The organism is Pseudomonas hydrolytica, assembly GCF_021495345.1.
GTDB lineage: Bacteria > Pseudomonadota > Gammaproteobacteria > Pseudomonadales > Pseudomonadaceae > Aquipseudomonas > Aquipseudomonas hydrolytica.
The window spans coordinates 2468831-2483658 of sequence record NZ_CP099397.1; the positions used below are offsets into that span (position 1 = coordinate 2468831).

Annotated in this window: 13 protein-coding genes; 2 read left to right on the forward strand and 11 right to left on the reverse strand. The window is 66.2% G+C overall.

Annotated features, from left to right (window positions below; translation table 11 throughout):
* Positions 1-9: 9 nt before the first annotated feature.
* Genes L1F06_RS11390 through glgA form a run of 4 tightly spaced genes read right to left on the reverse strand, consistent with a single transcriptional unit; the run spans position 10 to position 8078 of the window.
* On the reverse strand, positions 10-2754 hold the full coding sequence (locus tag L1F06_RS11390; RefSeq protein WP_129482669.1) for a malto-oligosyltrehalose synthase: 2745 nt from the start codon (positions 2752-2754) through the stop codon (positions 10-12).
* A complete protein-coding gene (gene malQ, locus L1F06_RS11395; RefSeq protein ID WP_129482670.1) occupies positions 2747-4801 on the reverse strand; it encodes a 4-alpha-glucanotransferase in 2055 nt (684 codons plus the stop codon). Before malQ ends, L1F06_RS11390 begins: the two co-directional genes overlap by 8 nt.
* The gene (gene treZ / locus L1F06_RS11400) at positions 4798-6552 is read right to left on the reverse strand and encodes a malto-oligosyltrehalose trehalohydrolase (protein WP_003246816.1); all 1755 of its coding nucleotides are present in this window, start codon (positions 6550-6552) and stop codon (positions 4798-4800) included. The genes malQ and treZ overlap by 4 nt, the downstream gene beginning before the upstream one ends.
* Positions 6552-8078, reverse strand: coding sequence for a glycogen synthase GlgA (gene glgA / locus L1F06_RS11405; protein ID WP_012018630.1), 1527 nt, complete (start codon positions 8076-8078; stop codon positions 6552-6554). Before glgA ends, treZ begins: the two co-directional genes overlap by 1 nt.
* Before the next feature lie 251 nt (positions 8079-8329).
* On the opposite strand from glgA, the gene L1F06_RS11410 reads away from it, so the two are divergent.
* Positions 8330-8812: a CinA family protein gene (locus L1F06_RS11410; RefSeq protein ID WP_003246814.1), complete on the forward strand. Its 483-nt coding sequence runs from the start codon at positions 8330-8332 to the stop codon at positions 8810-8812.
* A 9-nt stretch (positions 8813-8821) separates the two neighbouring features.
* On the opposite strand, the gene L1F06_RS11415 is transcribed toward L1F06_RS11410, so the two are convergent.
* Together L1F06_RS11415 and L1F06_RS11420 are read right to left on the reverse strand one after the other, a co-directional pair.
* On the reverse strand, positions 8822-9952 hold the full coding sequence (locus tag L1F06_RS11415) for a mechanosensitive ion channel family protein (RefSeq protein ID WP_129482671.1): 1131 nt from the start codon (positions 9950-9952) through the stop codon (positions 8822-8824).
* A gap of 35 nt (positions 9953-9987) precedes the next feature.
* On the reverse strand, positions 9988-10512 hold the full coding sequence (locus L1F06_RS11420) for a DUF4142 domain-containing protein (protein ID WP_012018628.1): 525 nt from the start codon (positions 10510-10512) through the stop codon (positions 9988-9990).
* Between the two features lie 275 nt (positions 10513-10787).
* On the opposite strand from L1F06_RS11420, the gene katE reads away from it, so the two are divergent.
* Complete coding sequence (katE, locus tag L1F06_RS11425) at positions 10788-12929, forward strand: catalase HPII (RefSeq protein WP_012018627.1); 2142 nt, start codon at positions 10788-10790, stop codon at positions 12927-12929.
* A 34-nt stretch (positions 12930-12963) separates the two neighbouring features.
* On the opposite strand, the gene L1F06_RS11430 is transcribed toward katE, so the two are convergent.
* From L1F06_RS11430 to L1F06_RS11450, 5 genes are all read right to left on the reverse strand, one after another.
* Positions 12964-13134 carry a hypothetical protein gene (locus tag L1F06_RS11430; protein ID WP_157045651.1) on the reverse strand — a complete coding sequence of 57 codons (171 nt, stop codon included), beginning with the start codon at positions 13132-13134 and terminating at the stop codon, positions 12964-12966.
* Between the two features lie 3 nt (positions 13135-13137).
* The gene (locus L1F06_RS11435) at positions 13138-13464 is read right to left on the reverse strand and encodes a four-helix bundle copper-binding protein (protein ID WP_012018626.1); all 327 of its coding nucleotides are present in this window, start codon (positions 13462-13464) and stop codon (positions 13138-13140) included.
* A 104-nt stretch (positions 13465-13568) separates the two neighbouring features.
* Positions 13569-13793 (reverse strand): PLD nuclease N-terminal domain-containing protein, encoded by a 225-nt coding sequence (locus tag L1F06_RS11440; protein WP_129482672.1) that lies wholly within the window; start codon positions 13791-13793, stop codon positions 13569-13571.
* A gap of 133 nt (positions 13794-13926) precedes the next feature.
* Positions 13927-14379 (reverse strand): hypothetical protein, encoded by a 453-nt coding sequence (locus tag L1F06_RS11445; protein ID WP_012018625.1) that lies wholly within the window; start codon positions 14377-14379, stop codon positions 13927-13929.
* 13 nt (positions 14380-14392) lie between these two features.
* Positions 14393-14710, reverse strand: a complete 318-nt coding sequence (locus L1F06_RS11450) for a hypothetical protein (protein ID WP_080518503.1) — start codon at positions 14708-14710, stop codon at positions 14393-14395.
* Between the last annotated feature and the right edge of the window lie 118 nt (positions 14711-14828).

The window sequence follows — 14828 nt, forward strand, 5'->3', positions numbered from 1 at the left end:
CTCCTTGGATCACGAGGTAAGACGAATCAGGTTGACGGGAAACTCGGCCAGCACGGCGGACAGCCGCAGGCCCTGGGGAGATGCAGCGGAGCAAGGAGCGAGCAGGCCACTCGCCTGACCGATGGCCAGCTCTTCGGGCAGCACCACGCGGGTGTCGCCCCAGCGCTGCGGCGGCACGTGCGGCACGGGGTGATCGGCGAGCAGACCGGCGCTCAGGCGCGGGGCGACCACCAGCAGATGCTGGTCGCCATGGCTGCGCAGAAACGCCACTACTTGGGCGGCGTGCTCGCCCTCGACCGCCAGCGGGCGGTATTGGCCCTGGGCGAACAGCGCCGGTTCGGCGGCGCGCAGAGCCAGCACGCGCTGAATCAGCCACTGCTTGATGCGTCCGTCCTGCCAGCTCGCCAGCTTGTCGGCAGGCGTGTCACCGGCTTCCAGCGCGGCCTGACGCGCCTGGTAATCCACCGGGCGGCGGTTGTCCGGGTCGACCAGGCTGAAATCCCAGAACTCGCACCCCTGGTAGAGATCGGGCACGCCGGGCGCGGTCAGGCGCAGCAGGCATTGCACCAGGCCGTTGAGCGCACCGGCGGGGGCGATGGCGTCGACGGTGGCAGCCAGCTCGCTGCGCAGGGCCAGGCCGGCGGGCTCGGCGAGCAGGCGGCGCAGAAAATCCGCGCAGGCCGTTTCGTAATCGTCGTTCGGCGCGCTCCAGGCGGTGTTGAGCTTGGCCTCGCGCAGGGCCTTGCGTTGCCAGTCGAGCAAGCGCTGCAGGTACTGCTGCAGGCCGGCGTCATCCCCGGCCTGCAGGCCCAGCGGCCAGCTGCCGATCAGGGCCTGGTAGAGGATGGCCTGCTCGCCGCCATCCGGCGCCTGCGGCAGGCTGTCGGAGTGCAGCGGTTGCGCCAGTTGCCGCCAGTTGCGCACCAGCTCGGCATACCAGGCCGCTCGCTCGCTGAGCACTGCCAGGCGCGCGCGGCAGTCCTCGCCGCGCTTGTGGTCGTGCGTGGCGGTGGCCAGCAGGTTGTACGGGTGCTGGGCGGCCCGTGCGCGGCAGGCCTGGTGGAACTGCTCGACACTGGCGCTGAAATGCTCGGCATCGAAGCCCACGTCGTAGCGCGACAGCAGCACGCCGGCGCGGTACAGCGCGGTGTCCTCCACGGCCTTGGCTGCCACCGGCGAGGTCAGCTGCTGGAAGCGGGTGAGGGCCAGGGCCCGCAGGCGCCGGGCGCGACCGGGCGGTTGCGCGCGCAGGCAGGCGCCGCCGAGCCAGTCGTCGAGATGCTGCAACAGCGGCCAGTCCGCCTCGGCCAGGGTCTGTTTCGCACCCTCCAGAGCCTGCTGGAAGAACTGCCGATCCTGCGGCGAGCGCCCGCAGGCCTGGGCATAGGTGCGATACACCGGAAAGTGCACGATCAGCTCGCGCAAGGCCCGACGAATCGCGCCCAGGGTCAGGTCGCGGGTGGCGATGTCATGCCGGGCGACCTGCAGCAGGCGCTGGGCGACTTCCTCCAGATCACCGGCCAGCGAGCTGTCGAGTACCAGGCGCCGCGCCTGCTGTACCTCTTCGTCGAAGGCGGTGGGGCGGCCGCTCATTTCGCCCCACAGGGCGCCAAGCACCGGCTCGCCATGGGGATCGTGCTGCAGCAGGGAAACCTGGTTCATGAACTCGTAACCGGTGGTGCCGGCCACCGGCCAGCTCGCCGGCAGCTGCTCACCGTGGCCGAGGATCTTCTCCACGAACAGCGGCAGCGTCGCACCGCCACGCAGCCGGGCGATGCGGCGGCGCAGGCGGCTGCAATAGGCGCGCGGGTTGGCCAGGCCGTCGATGTGATCGATGCGCAGCCCATCGACCAGGCCGCGCTCGACCAGCTCGAAAACCTTGGCATGGGTCTGCTCGAACACATCGGCGCGCTCCACGCGCAGGGCGCCCAGCTCGTTGATGTCGAAGAAGCGCCGCCAGTTGATGTCGTCGGCGGCGGTGCGCCAGCTGGCGACGCGGTAATGCTGGCGTTCGAGCAGCCGGTGCAGGCGCTGCTGGCCGGCCTCGTCGCCCTGCTGGAAGGGTGCGAGCAGCTGCTGCGCCTGCTCGGCATGGCGGCTCAGTTCGGCGCACAGGCTCTCGGCCTGGCCGCGCGCTTGCGGGCCATCGCCGAGACGCGCGAAGCGCCGGCCCAGCTCACGCAGCGCAGGGTCTTCCGCGCCGCGCAGAATCTCGTCGTAGCTCGCCGGGGTCAGCGGCAGGCGATGCTCGAAATGCTGGGCGTGGAACCGCCCGCGGCGCGCATCGAAGGCCAGCTGCAGGGTGCCCTCGCGCAGGGCTTCGCCGTAATCGCTGCGCAGGAAGGGCACCAGCAGCTGGCCGCTGAGCAGCGGATCATGGGATTGCCACTGGATATCGAAGAAGGCGGCGTAGGGACTGGCGCGGCCCCATTCGAGCACGTCCAGCCACCAGGGGTTGCCTTCGCCGCCGACCGCCATGTGGTTGGGCACGATATCCAGTATCAGTCCCATGCCGCGCGCATGCAGGGCATCGGCCAGCTGCACCAGCGCGGCTTCGCCGCCGAGCTCGGGGTTGACCTGGCTCGGATCGATCACGTCGTAGCCGTGCATCGAGCCGGGACGGGCGGTGAGCACCGGCGAGGCGTACAGGTGGCTGATGCCCAGCTGCGCCATGTAGGGCACCAGGGCCGTGGCGTCGTGCAGGGTGAAGCCTTTGTGCAGTTGCAGGCGCAAGGTCGCGCGCAGATCACTCATCGCCTGCCTCCCGGCGTGCCGTATCCAGACAGGCCAGACGGCGGCGGGTCGCCGGCTGTTCCAGCAGTTCGTTGGCCGCCAGCGGGTAGCACCGTCGCCAGTTGGGGTGCAGGTCGCCGGGGCCGGGCAGGTTGGGCTGCTGCTCCAGCGCGCAGGCGTCTTCCAGCGGCAGCAGGGCGAGCGCCGAGGGCGTGCTGCCGATGTAGTCGATGCAGGCCTGCAGGCAGGCGTCATCATCGGTGCCGCCGAGCGGGCCGCGCTGTTCCAGCGCCTGCAGCAGCGCCACCCGTTCGCCGGCACGCTCGGCATGGTCCTGCTCCAGGCTCTGCTCATCGGCGTGCCCGGCGCGCACCCGCCATTCGATGTCGTGGCCGGCGAACCAGCCCTTGATGGTCGGCAGATCGTGCGTGGTGGTGGTCGCCAGGGCATTGCGCGACCACTGTGCCGGTGGGATGAAGCGCCCGTCCTGCTGTTCGAACAGCAGCACGCGGGTGCCGAGTATGTTGCGCGCCGCCAGTTTCTCGCGCAGCCCGTCGGGGACGGTGCCCAGGTCCTCGCCTATGACCAGGGCGCGGTGGCGGTGCGACTCCAGCGCCAACAGGCGCAGCAGGTCATCCAGCGGATAGCGCAGGTAGGCGCCGTGCTGCGCCTCGCCGCCCTGCGGGATCACCCACAGGCGCTGCAGCCCCATCACGTGGTCGATGCGGATACCGCCGGCGTGCGCCAGATTGGCCTGCAGCATTTCGATGTAGGCGCGAAAGCCGTGCCGTTGCAGCCCCTGCGGCGAGAACGCGGCGACGCCCCAGTTCTGCCCCTGGCGATTGATGATGTCCGGCGGCGCACCGACGGTGACCGAAGGCAGCAGTTCGTCCTGGCGTGACCAGGCCTGGCTGCCCGCGCAATCGGCGCCCACGGCCAGATCGGCGATCAGGCCGATGCCCATGCCCGCACCGCTGGCCGTGGCCTGGGCGCATTCCAGGCCATGGGCGATCAGCCACTGGGCGAAGGCGTGAAACCTCAGCGTATCGGCCTGTTCCGCGGCGAAGCGGGTGACGGCGCCCTGGAGCGGGCTGCGCAGTTCCTGCGGCCAGCTGCGCCAGTCGCCGCTGGCCCCTTCGCGCAGGCGCTGCGCATGAATGGCCTCGAAACAGCAATGCTGCTGCAGGGCGTCGCCGCCTGCCGCGCGGAAGGCCTCGAAATCGGCGAGCAGATCGCCAGGCGCCTGGCAAAAGTCCTGATACAGCTGCCACAGCAGGCGCTGCCGCGTCTTGGCCACGGCGGGCCAGTCGATTAGCTCCAAGTGTTCCAGACGCTGCATTTCCTCCTGCAGACCGGCCGCCTGAATGGCGCGCTGCACCCGTTCTTCGCCCAGGCGGTCGGCAGGCGCCGCATGCAGGGGGTTGAAGAACAGACGACTGGACGGCGAGTAGGGGCCGAAACGCTCGGTGTCGGCAGCGAACAGCGCGTGCACCGGGCTCAGTGCCAAGGCATCGGCGCCCTGGTTGGCGGCATGTCGCAGCAGCTCGGCCACTGCCTGGGTGTCGCCGACGCCGCCATCGCCTGGGCGGCGCAGCCCGTAAAGCTGTGCGGTGAGCCCCCAGATGCGCGGTTTGCCGCACAGCTGCGACACCGACAGGCACGCCGCCGGGGTGACCGCCAGCGCGTGACGGGTATCGCGGATCTCCAGCTGGTAATAGCCGGGCTGCGGCTGGGCCGGCAGGCGGGCGTCGGCGTCGAGGCGGCCGCTGAAGACCTGGCCCTGTTCGTCGATCAGCCGGTAGGGGCTGTCGGCCGGGTAGAGCGCCAGGGGCAGGGGCTGACCCTGATCCTGTAGCAACAGGGCATCGGGCGAGGGTATGTGTTGCTGCTGCGTCAGCATCGCCAGGCTCGAACGTATCTGTTCGGGGCTCTGCGCCGGGTAGCCCAGCGCTTCCAGCAGGGCGCGCTGCGCCTCCGGAGTAACGGCTTGCGGCCGGCCGTGGGCATCCGTCCAGTCGATGTACAGACCGGCCGCCTCGGCCAGTTCGGCCAATAGCGTATCGCTCATTGCACGGGCTCCAGGGTGACCAGGACACTGCGCGCCGGCAGTTGCTCCTGACGTAGGTCGGCATCCTCGATGCGGTAGGTGTACAGCCGCTCGGCCTGCGCGCTCGGGGCCGGCAGATGCACCGCGCCCGCGCCCAGGTTCAGCGCGATGCTCAGCGTCGGCCCGTTGCCGAGCCGCCAGCGCGCCAGCACGGCCGCGTCGCCCAGTACCTCTGCGCCGAGGCTGCGTGCCTCCTGCAGACCCGGCTGCAGACGCGTGCGGCGCACCTGCAGCAGACCGCGGTAGAAGGCCAGCCAGTCGCGCTGCTGCGGCTCCAGCGCCGGTGCCAGATCCGGCTGCGAACGCAGGAAGCTGGCCAACGCGTTGGGATCGGCGATGGTCTCGCGGCTATGGGCGTCGCTGAAGCGGGAGAATTCGGCGAACTCGTTGCGCCGGCCCTCGCGCACCGCATTGGCCAGCTCGTCGTGATAGTCGGTGAAGAACAGGAACGGCCTCGTGCAGCCCCATTCCTCGCCCATGAACAGCAGCGGCACCATGGGGCAGAGCAGCAGCAGCACGGTGGCCGCCTTCAGCGCATCGGGCTCGGCCAGCAGCGCCAGGCGTTCGCCGAAGGCGCGGTTGCCGACCTGGTCGTGGTTCTGCAGAAACAGCACGAAGGCATGCGGCGGCAGGTCGGCGCTGGGCTCGCCACGCGGGCGGCCGTGGCGATTGGCCTGGCCCTGATAGACGAAACCCTGCTCCAGACAGGTGGCCAGCTTGCGCGTCGGCGCCTGGGCGTAGTCGGCGTAGTAGCTCTCGTCCTCGCCGGTGAGCAGCACGTGCAGGGTGTTGTGGCCGTCGTCGTTCCACTGCGCATCGAAACCGTCGCGCAGCAGATGCGCGGCGTTGTTCTCGTTCTCCAGCACCAGGTGCACGTGGCGCTGCGCCGGTACCGCGGCGCGCACGCGCGAGGCCAGCTCGCGGAGAAAGCCGTCGTCGTCGATGGCGTGTACCGCGTCCAGACGCAGGCCATCGATGCGATAGTCGAGCAGCCACATCAGGGCGTTCTCGCAGAAGAAATCGCGTACCTGCGGCCGGCCGAAATCGATGGCAGCGCCCCAGGGCGTGGCACGCTCCTCGTGGAAGAACTGGCGGGCGTACAGCCCCAGGTAATTGCCGTCCGGGCCGAAGTGGTTGTAGACCACGTCGACGAAGACCATCAGGCCGAAGGCGTGGGCGCTATCGACCAGGCGCCTGAGTTCATCCGGCGTGCCGTAGCAGCTCGCCGGCGCGAAGGGCAGCACCCCGTCGTAACCCCAGTTGCGCCGGCCGGAAAAGGCGGCGAGCGGCATCAGCTGCAGCGCCGTGACGCCCAGGTCGACCAGGTGCGGCAGATGCTCCTCGACCTGCTGGAAGCCCCCGAACAGGCCGACGTGCAGCTCGTAGATCACCGCCTCGTGCCAGGGCCGGCCGTGCCAGTCGCAATGGCGCCATTCATAGCGCTGCGGGTCCACCACCTGGCTGAAACCGTGCACATCGTCCACCTGCCGTCGCGAGGCAGGGTCCGGCACCGTCCATTGTTCGTCGATCAGGTAGCGGTAACTGGCTTCCGCTGGGCAATCGAGCAGCAGCACGAACCAGCCGTCGTCCTGGGGCGTCAGCCGGTGCTGACTGCCGTCCAGCAGTTGCAGGTCCACGCGCCGGCAACTGGGCGCCCAGAGTGCGAAACGTGTACGTCCATCGGCCATCGGCCGGGCGCCATGGCTGTACATCAGCGCTGCTCCCTCCTGGCGCTGCTTCGTGCCAGCAGGCGCTGATACAGGCGGTCGTAGGGGCGTACCGATTGCCGCCAGTACAGCGGCGCGTGCATGGCGTGGCAGCGCATGGCGTCGAAAAGCTCGCGGTGGCGATACACCTGCAGGGCCCGGTCGATGGCGGCTCGATAGCTGGCGGCATCCGGTTCGTCGAAGAGAAAGCCGCTGACGCCATCCTCGATGGTGTCGGCCAGCCCGCCGGTGCGCCGGGCAATCGGCAGCGAGGCGAAGCGCTGGGCGTAGATCTGGCTCAGCCCGCAGGGCTCGAAACGCGACGGCATGAGCAGGAAGTCGCTGGCCGCGTACAGACGCCGCGCATCGGTCTCGTTGAAGCCGATGTGCACGCCGATGCGTCCCGGATAGCGCTGCGCCAGTTGCGCCATGGCCGCCTCCAGAGCCGGTTCGCCGCGACCGATGGCACCGATGCGGCCGCCCTGGGCGACGATGTGCTCGGCCACCTCCAAGGTCAGGTCGATGCCTTTCTGCTGCACCAGACGGGAAATCACCGCGAACAGCGGCCCCTCGGCCTCCAGGCCCAGCCATTGCTCGACATAGGCGGCGTTGGCGCGCTTGCCTTCCCACTGGCGCGGGGCGAAGCCCTGCAGCAGGTGCGGGTCGGTTTCCGGGTTCCAGCTTTCGTCGATGCCGTTGACGATGCCGCTGAGCTGCCCTGCGGCCACCTTGGCCTGCAGCATGCCCTCGAGCCCGCAGCCGAACGCGGGGGTGGTGATCTCCTGGGCATAGGTGCGGCTCACCGTGGTGACGTGATGGGCATACGAGATACCGGCCTTGAGAAACGACAGGCGGCCGTGGAACTCCATGCCGTCGATGCCGCAGGCCTCCTCGGGGATCGCCAGCTCGCTGCTGCAGGCCATGTCGCACAGGCCCTGGTAGGCCAGGTTGTGAATGGTCAGCAGGGCCGGTGCCGTGGCGCCACGCCAGGCCATGTAGGCCGGCGCCATGGAAGCGGGCCAGTCGTTGGCGTGCACCAGGTCCGGACGCCACTGGATGCCGGCGTCGCCGGTGGCGATTTCCGCCGCGGCCAGCCCCAGGCGGGCGAAACGGATGTGGTTGTCGGGCCAGTCCTGGCTCTGCGCATCGCCATAGGGTGTGCCGTCGCGTTCGTAGAGCACGGGGTTGAGCAGCACATAGACGATCAGGCCATCGGCCAGATCCATGCGTCCGATGCGGCACGGCGGCAACGCCGCCAGCCCGCGGACATGGCCGACGATGCGGATCGGCCAACCGCTTTCCACCACCTGGCGATAGCCGGGGATCAGCAGGCGGATATCGTGTTGCGGTGCCAGCGCCCGCGGCAGTGCGGCGGACACGTCGCCGAGACCACCGCATTTGATCAGGTCGCTGAATTCGGAAGTGACGAAGAGCACCCGCTTGCGCTGCGGGTGGTGGCTGCCCATGTGCAAGGGAGGCTGAATGTCCGCCGGAAGCTTGGCGTTTGGGTTGATAGCTGCAGCGGTTCCCATGTCTATCTCCAATGTTCGAGTACACCTGAGGGCATCCCGGGCAAAACGCCACGGGCGGGTAGGAGAGCGGAGTCGCAACATGTGGCTCGAAGCCTTGGCTATCCATCGCCCCCATACTCTTTTGCTGACGGGGCGAAAGCGGCAAAGGTTCGACCTTTTTTTGTCTGACAAGCGCAGCGGAAAAGGTTGAACTTTGCCCGCCCCGACAGCTTCCACAGAGCGGTAGCCAACAAGCCCGGAGGTTGTGGCAGATGGACAGCGTCGAGCAGATCGTCAACTTTCTGAACAAGTACAAACTGCGCCTGAGTACGGCGGAATCCTGCACGGCAGGACTGATCGCCTCGCTGGTGGCCGATATTCCCGGCAGCGGCCAGGTGCTCGACTGCGGTTTCATCGTCTATTCACCCGAGGCCAAGCAGCAGTGCCTGGGCGTCAGCGCCGAGACCATCGAGCGCTTCGGCCTCACCAGTGAGGAGGTCGCGCAGGAAATGGCCCTTGGCGCGCTGACCCGCAGCGGCGCGGATATCGCCCTGGCCAACACCGGGCTGGCCGAGGCCGACGACGAGATGGACGGCGTGCAGTGCATCGCCTGCGCGATCCGCCTCGATCAGCACCAGGGCATCGTCAGCGAGACGGTGCAGTTCAGCGGCGATCGCAACGAGGTACGCCGCGCCGCCGCCAGCTACGCGCTGCTGCAGCTGCCCTATTACTACGAGCGCCTGCGCGCGGTCTGAGAGCGCCGGCTATACCGGCGGCTGGCGCTGCGCATCGGCAGTGGGGGTGTTGCGCGGCGCCGCGTCTTCACTGCCGTGCAGGTTGGCGCGCAGTCGTGGCAGGTGATCGGGATAGCGGTTGCTGATGAAGGTGATCAGGTTCTCGCGGATGTAGCAGCGCAGGTCCCAGTTGCGCGAGGAGTCCGGCGAGCTGACCAGCACCCGCAGCTGGATGGCGCGGTCGCTGGTGTCCACCACCTGCAGCACGTTGACGCGCTCGTCCCACAGGTGTCGCGCCTCCTGACACAGGCGCGTCAGCTCCTGGCGCAGCGGCTCGAGCGGGGTGGCGTAATCCACCCAGAAGAACACCGAACCGGTGATCGAGCTGGTCTGCCGCGTCCAGTTCTGAAAGGGGTTCTCGATGAACCACTGCAGGGGCACCACCAGCCGGCGATCGTCCCAGATGCGCACCACCACGTAGCTGCCGGTGATCTCTTCGATGCGCCCCCATTCGTTTTCGACGATCACCACGTCGTCCAGGCGGATCGGCTGGGTCAGGGCGATCTGCAGACCGGCGATCAGGTTGCCCAGCACCGGCTTGGCGGCAAAGCCCACGGCCAGACCGGCGAGGCCGGCCGACGCCAGCAGACTGGTGCCGAACTGGCGCGCCGCGGGGAAGGTCATGAGCATGGTGGAGAAGCCGAAGATCACCACGAACACGCTGAGGATGCGCACCAGCACGCGGGTCTGCGTCTGGATGCGCCGCGCCTGCAGGTTGTCGGCCGTGTCCACCGGGTTGTACAGCACGACGATGCGCTGAACCGCCCCGACCGCGCGCAGGCCGAGCCAGGTAAATACGCCGATGGTGACCAGCGCCGCCAGGCGTCTGGCCTCGCCGATCAGCGCCATATTGTCCGGGGCGGCGTTGAGTACCAGTTGCATGGCCAGCAGCGGCAACAACCAGCGCAGCGGGTCACGCGTGCTTTGCAGCAGCACATGAGCAAAGGGCAGGGCACCGCTGAAGCGCGCCAGCAGGCGCAACAGGGTGCCGAAGAACAGGCTGGCCAGAGCAGCCGCGATCACGGCGACGAGCAGGGTTCTCAACTCTGGCCAGGGCACGAAGGCGAGCCAGTCACCGTTCAATGCGGTTTCCGTGGGCATCTGCAGTCATGCTCTCCGGGGTGCGCGTGCCTGGATCAGTTCTCCGGCAGTTCGCCGTTGATCTGTTCGGCACGCTGCAGGTGCTGCTCCAGCTTGGGCAGGGTTTCCCGGGCGAAGGCGGCGATTTCCTCGTCCTTCACGTTCACGCCGCGGCGGAACAGCTCGATGGTCTGGCGGTGGGCCACCACCTGGTTGTTCATGTAGGCCTTGTCGAAGCTGCCTTCGCCGCGCAGCTTGAGCACCATGGCCTTGGCCTGATTGATCAGCTCGGCATCGTCGGACACGTCCAGGTCCTTGCGCTTGGCCAGCTCGGCCAGCTCCTGATTGGCCCGACGGTGATCGTCGATCATCATCTGCGCGAAGCCTTTGACCTTCTCGTTGCCGGACTTCTCCAGCGCCAGTTTGGCCGTCTCGATCTCGGCGACCCCCTTGGCCGACGCCTCCTCGACGAAGTCTTCGGTGCTGATCGAATCAGTCTCGTTGGCAGCCTGAATGGCCGTGACGGCGCACAGGGCGAATGCGGCTACAGCCAGCATGGCAAGCGGTTTCAATGGGTTCATGTTGCTTCCTCCGGTAATGGGCGTGCACTGGGGTAGAAGGGCCGGGAAGCGATGAAGTTCAGGAAGAATTTCCCCGTACCGGCGGCCCCAGCGGCGCAATGCCGTGGCGTGCGCCTGAAAATTCAACTCGAACCGAACCCCTGCGGGCTGCCTCATAAAAAACACCGGGATCGATTCGTGACCGCCCTTGTCAGGCCTCTGAAGCTGGCCGTCGCGCCCCCGGAAATCTGCAGTGCGCGGCGACGCACCGCTCCGATCCAAGCCAGGAGTAGCCCATGAAGAAGCAATCGAAAGCCGCCGAGAACGGCAGCCAGATGGCCGGTACCGATACCCTCGACCGGGGTAATGGCAATGCCAAGCTCGATCAACTCGAAGCCTTCCGCGAGGACGCGACGGGGGAGGCGCTGACCACCAATACCGGCACGCGTATCGCCGACAACCAGAACAGCCTGCGCGCGGGTGAGCGCGGACCGACGCTGATGGAAGATTTCATCATGCGCGAGAAGATCACCCACTTCGATCACGAGCGCATTCCCGAGCGTGTGGTGCATGCCCGCGGCGCGGCGGCGCACGGCTACTTCGAGGTGACGGATGCGGCCAGCGACCTGACCTGCGCCGCCTTTCTCGGCGAGGTGGGCAAGCGCACTCCGGTATTCGTGCGCTTTTCCACCGTGCAGGGCCCCAGGGGCTCGGCCGACACCGTGCGCGACGTTCGCGGCTTCGCCGTGAAGTTCTACACCGAGGAAGGCAACTTCGACCTGGTGGGCAACAACATGCCGGTGTTCTTCATCCAGGACGCGATCAAGTTCCCCGACTTCGTCCATGCGGTCAAACCCGAGCCGCACAACGAGATACCCACCGGCGCCTCGGCCCACGACACCTTCTGGGACTTCGTCTCGCTGACCCCGGAGTCGGCGCACATGGTGCTCTGGACCATGTCCGACCGCGCCATACCCATCGCCTACCGCTCGATGCAGGGCTTTGGCGTGCACAGCTTCCGGCTGGTCAATGCGCAGGGGCAGAGCAAGCTGGTGAAGTTTCACTGGCGCCCCAAGGCCGGCGTCTGCTCGCTGGTCTGGGACGAGGCGCAGAAGCTCGCCGGCAAGGACCCGGACTTCCACCGCCGCGGCCTGTGGGAGGACATCGAGCGGGGCCTCTACCCGGAATGGGAGCTGGGCCTGCAGGTGATGAACGAGGAGGACGCGCAGGGCTTCGGCTTCGACCTGCTCGACCCGACCAAGCTGGTGCCCGAGGAGCTGGTGCCGATCCGCGTGGTCGGGCGCATGGTGCTCAATCGCAACCCGGACAACTTCTTCGCCGAAACCGAACAGGCGGCGTTCCACGTCGGGCACGTGGTGCCCGGCATCGATTTCAGCAACGACCCGCTGCTGCAGGGCCGTCTGTTCTCCTACACCGACACCCAGCTGCTGCGTCTGGGTGGCCCCAACTTCAACGAAATCCCCATCAACCGGCCGCTGTGCCCCTTCCACAACAACCAGCGTGATGCGCCGCATCGCCAGCAGATCAATCGCGGCAGGGCGGCGTACGAGCCCAACTCCATCGACGGCAACTGGCCGCGCGAGACGCCGCCAGCGCCGACCGGCGGCGGTTACAGTTCCTATCCCGAGCCCGTGCACGGCACCAAGATACGGGTGCGCTCGCCCAGTTTCGCCGACCACTTTTCCCAGGCGACCCTGTTCTGGCGCAGCATGAGCGCGACCGAGCAACAGCACATCGTCGATGCCTACAGCTTCGAGCTGTCGAAAGTCGAGCGTCTGTACATCCGCGAGCGGCAGGTCAAGGAAATCCTCGCGCACATCGACCCGCTGCTGGCACTGCGCGTCGCGGAGAACCTGGGTATCGACCTGGACAGCACTTCGACCCCGAGCATGGAGGGCAAAGCGGAGGTTTCCCCTGCGCTCAGCCAGATGAATCTTCTGCCTGGCGACATTCGCGGGCGCCGCGTCGCGGTGCTGCTCACGCCCGGCTGCAAGGCCGACGAGGTCGGCAGCCTGAAGAAGATGCTGGAAGGCGCCGGCGCCGTGGCCAAGCTGCTGGCGCCTTCGGCCGCCGCGCTAAAGGACTCCGACGGCCAGCCCATGCAGCCCGATGGCAGTTTTGCCTCGGAACCTTCGATCACCGTCGACGCCGTGTTCGTACCGGGGGGCGAGTACGTGCTCAAGACGCTGCAGGACGACGGCGTTGCCAAGCACTACCTGCTGGAGGCCTACAAGCATCTCAAGCCCGTCGCGCTCAGCGGCGATGCCGCTCAGCTGGCGGCGATGCTGGGGCTGGAAGAGGACGCCGGGATGCTCTGCGGCGACAGTTTCGACCCGCTGTACATGCGCTTCGAGACCGCGCTGAAGCAGCACCGCATCTGGGATCGGGAAATGCGCGCCAAGACCATTCCCGCCTGAACCCGGCGTAGCGCCGAGTGGCAGCGTTTGCCTGCTACTCGGCGTCGTCCGGCTGCTGCGTCCCCTTCGGGTCGCGGGAGGGCCGCAGCGGCACCCGGCCGTCGAGCAGCGAGCCCGGATCTTCGTTACCTGGATCGTCCCACAGGCCTGCATCCGCCGGCGCCTGTCGGTCCTGCTCGGGTTTGCCTTTCTCGTGTTCGGCCATGGTTCAGACCTGCTCCAGTGAGGGTTCTTCCGCGCACACCTGACAGCTACGCGCGCACTCCTGGCAATGCGCGCTGGCATGCAGGGCGCACTCCTCGGCACAGGCCAGGCAGGCGACTCGGCACAGCTGACTCGCCACCGCCGCGTAGTCGCTGTCACGCAACATCAGGGTAGCTGTCAGTCGGCACAAATCCGCGCAGTCACGGCATAACTGAATGCAGCGAAAACATTCGGCCTTTTTCTCGGTCAGACAAACGCTTGCGCAATGTTCGCAAGCGCTGGCGCAACTGTTATAAGCGGTGATGCTATCAAGATACTTATACCTCTCCATTACAGGCATCCTCTCTGCACAGGCTGTGTACAGATATAAGTCATATAATTTTCAGCAATGCGCTTGTTGCTGTTTCAGAAAACTTCCAGCGTGTACGAAATAATTTACTTGCTGTGCTCGGGTGAACTTGGTCCTGCACCGTGTCCTCGCGGCCCGGCAACTCCCCAGCAAATCAAGCCAATAATGGGCAAGAACCAGATCAGCAATGCCCAAAGTGTCTTGGTACCGACCGTCTTGTCGCTGCGAAATACGCTGATAATTGCCCAGAGTTGCACCAGTGCGAGAATTGCAGCCAGCGCGATGGAGAAATAAAGCATCGAATCCGACATGTCCGGACCTCCGTGAAGTAGTCCTTAATATCGACACCCGCCCCGATCATTGGATCAATGATTCGAGGCGGGAGGGCAGAGTGCTTCACCGACCAGACCACCGTGGGGCTGGCCAGAAGCGAGAGGAGGGAATTCAGAAGGAGTGATTGGACCTGATGACTTCGATCATCATGTTCTGCGGTTTGTCCGTTTCGCTCCGCGGGATGGCAGTGCCACTAAGGTTCGCGCAGGTGAGGATCGAACGGCTCAACTCGAATTCCTCGCCATGGTGCAGCGGGCTCACCTTGTCTCTGCCGCAGTTGCCCTGGCTACAGCCTCGTTCGCTCATCGCTTCGCTACGCACCTCGTAGCAGCTCGAATCGATGTCCTGCAGGCTCTGAGCCGCGTAGCTCGGCGCCTGAAGGCTGTGCTGAGGAAGTACCACCAGTGCAGCCGGCTGGAGAGGCTGCCAGATCAACAGCACCACCAGGCAGGTAGAACCTGCAATGTAGGGCCATTCGCAAGACATCCGCGCTTTGGGAGTGTGGTGCTCGACCTGCTCCATCAGGTTGCCCTGACAAGGTCTAAAGGCATGACGTCTAGGCATCGATATCACTTCCTTATGAGGTTTTGAGCTTCCGTAGAGCCCACAAGCGGGAGTTGCGCGTGCGAAAGATCGGCTCGCGCGAGTAAGTTGGTAAAGTACTCGAGCAACAATACTTCACCGCTTCGTTTATCGAATGCCCATCCTCATCCAGGGTCATGTCGAATTTAATCAGACGAATGACTTCTTCTGTGGAACAGTTCGCATCAACAACGCGTGTCAAATGTCTGTTCCTGTGCTTGACGGTCAGCACTACACTTCCGTCCGGTCGTGACATCGTATCGATATCATAATCCGATAGTGCTGATCTAATACTTTCCAGGTCGTGTTTCATATACACCTCCTTTTCAAAACACTCCTGAAAAATAGCGATGTCATTTTAAAATGCCAGAGATCGGGACGATTGGTAAAAAAAAAGGACAAAGTGATATCACGACGATATAACGCGTATC

Bases quoted from the DNA above. Each gene is read 5' to 3' on its own strand.
- L1F06_RS11420 (WP_012018628.1), bottom strand. From the start codon at position 10,512: ATGAACCCATTGAAACCGCTTGCCATGCTGGCTGTAGCCGCATTCGCC.
- katE (WP_012018627.1), top strand. From the start codon at position 10,788: ATGAAGAAGCAATCGAAAGCCGCCGAGAACGGCAGCCAGATGGCCGGT.
- L1F06_RS11415 (WP_129482671.1), bottom strand. From the start codon at position 9,952: ATGCCCACGGAAACCGCATTGAACGGTGACTGGCTCGCCTTCGTGCCC.
- L1F06_RS11390 (WP_129482669.1), bottom strand. From the start codon at position 2,754: ATGAGTGATCTGCGCGCGACCTTGCGCCTGCAACTGCACAAAGGCTTC.
- L1F06_RS11430 (WP_157045651.1), bottom strand. From the start codon at position 13,134: ATGGCCGAACACGAGAAAGGCAAACCCGAGCAGGACCGACAGGCGCCG.
- L1F06_RS11440 (WP_129482672.1), bottom strand. From the start codon at position 13,793: ATGTCGGATTCGATGCTTTATTTCTCCATCGCGCTGGCTGCAATTCTC.
- L1F06_RS11435 (WP_012018626.1), bottom strand. From the start codon at position 13,464: ATGGAGAGGTATAAGTATCTTGATAGCATCACCGCTTATAACAGTTGC.
- L1F06_RS11410 (WP_003246814.1), top strand. From the start codon at position 8,330: ATGGACAGCGTCGAGCAGATCGTCAACTTTCTGAACAAGTACAAACTG.
- L1F06_RS11445 (WP_012018625.1), bottom strand. From the start codon at position 14,379: ATGCCTAGACGTCATGCCTTTAGACCTTGTCAGGGCAACCTGATGGAG.
- treZ (WP_003246816.1), bottom strand. From the start codon at position 6,552: ATGTACAGCCATGGCGCCCGGCCGATGGCCGATGGACGTACACGTTTC.
- malQ (WP_129482670.1), bottom strand. From the start codon at position 4,801: ATGAGCGATACGCTATTGGCCGAACTGGCCGAGGCGGCCGGTCTGTAC.
- glgA (WP_012018630.1), bottom strand. From the start codon at position 8,078: ATGGGAACCGCTGCAGCTATCAACCCAAACGCCAAGCTTCCGGCGGAC.
- L1F06_RS11450 (WP_080518503.1), bottom strand. From the start codon at position 14,710: ATGAAACACGACCTGGAAAGTATTAGATCAGCACTATCGGATTATGAT.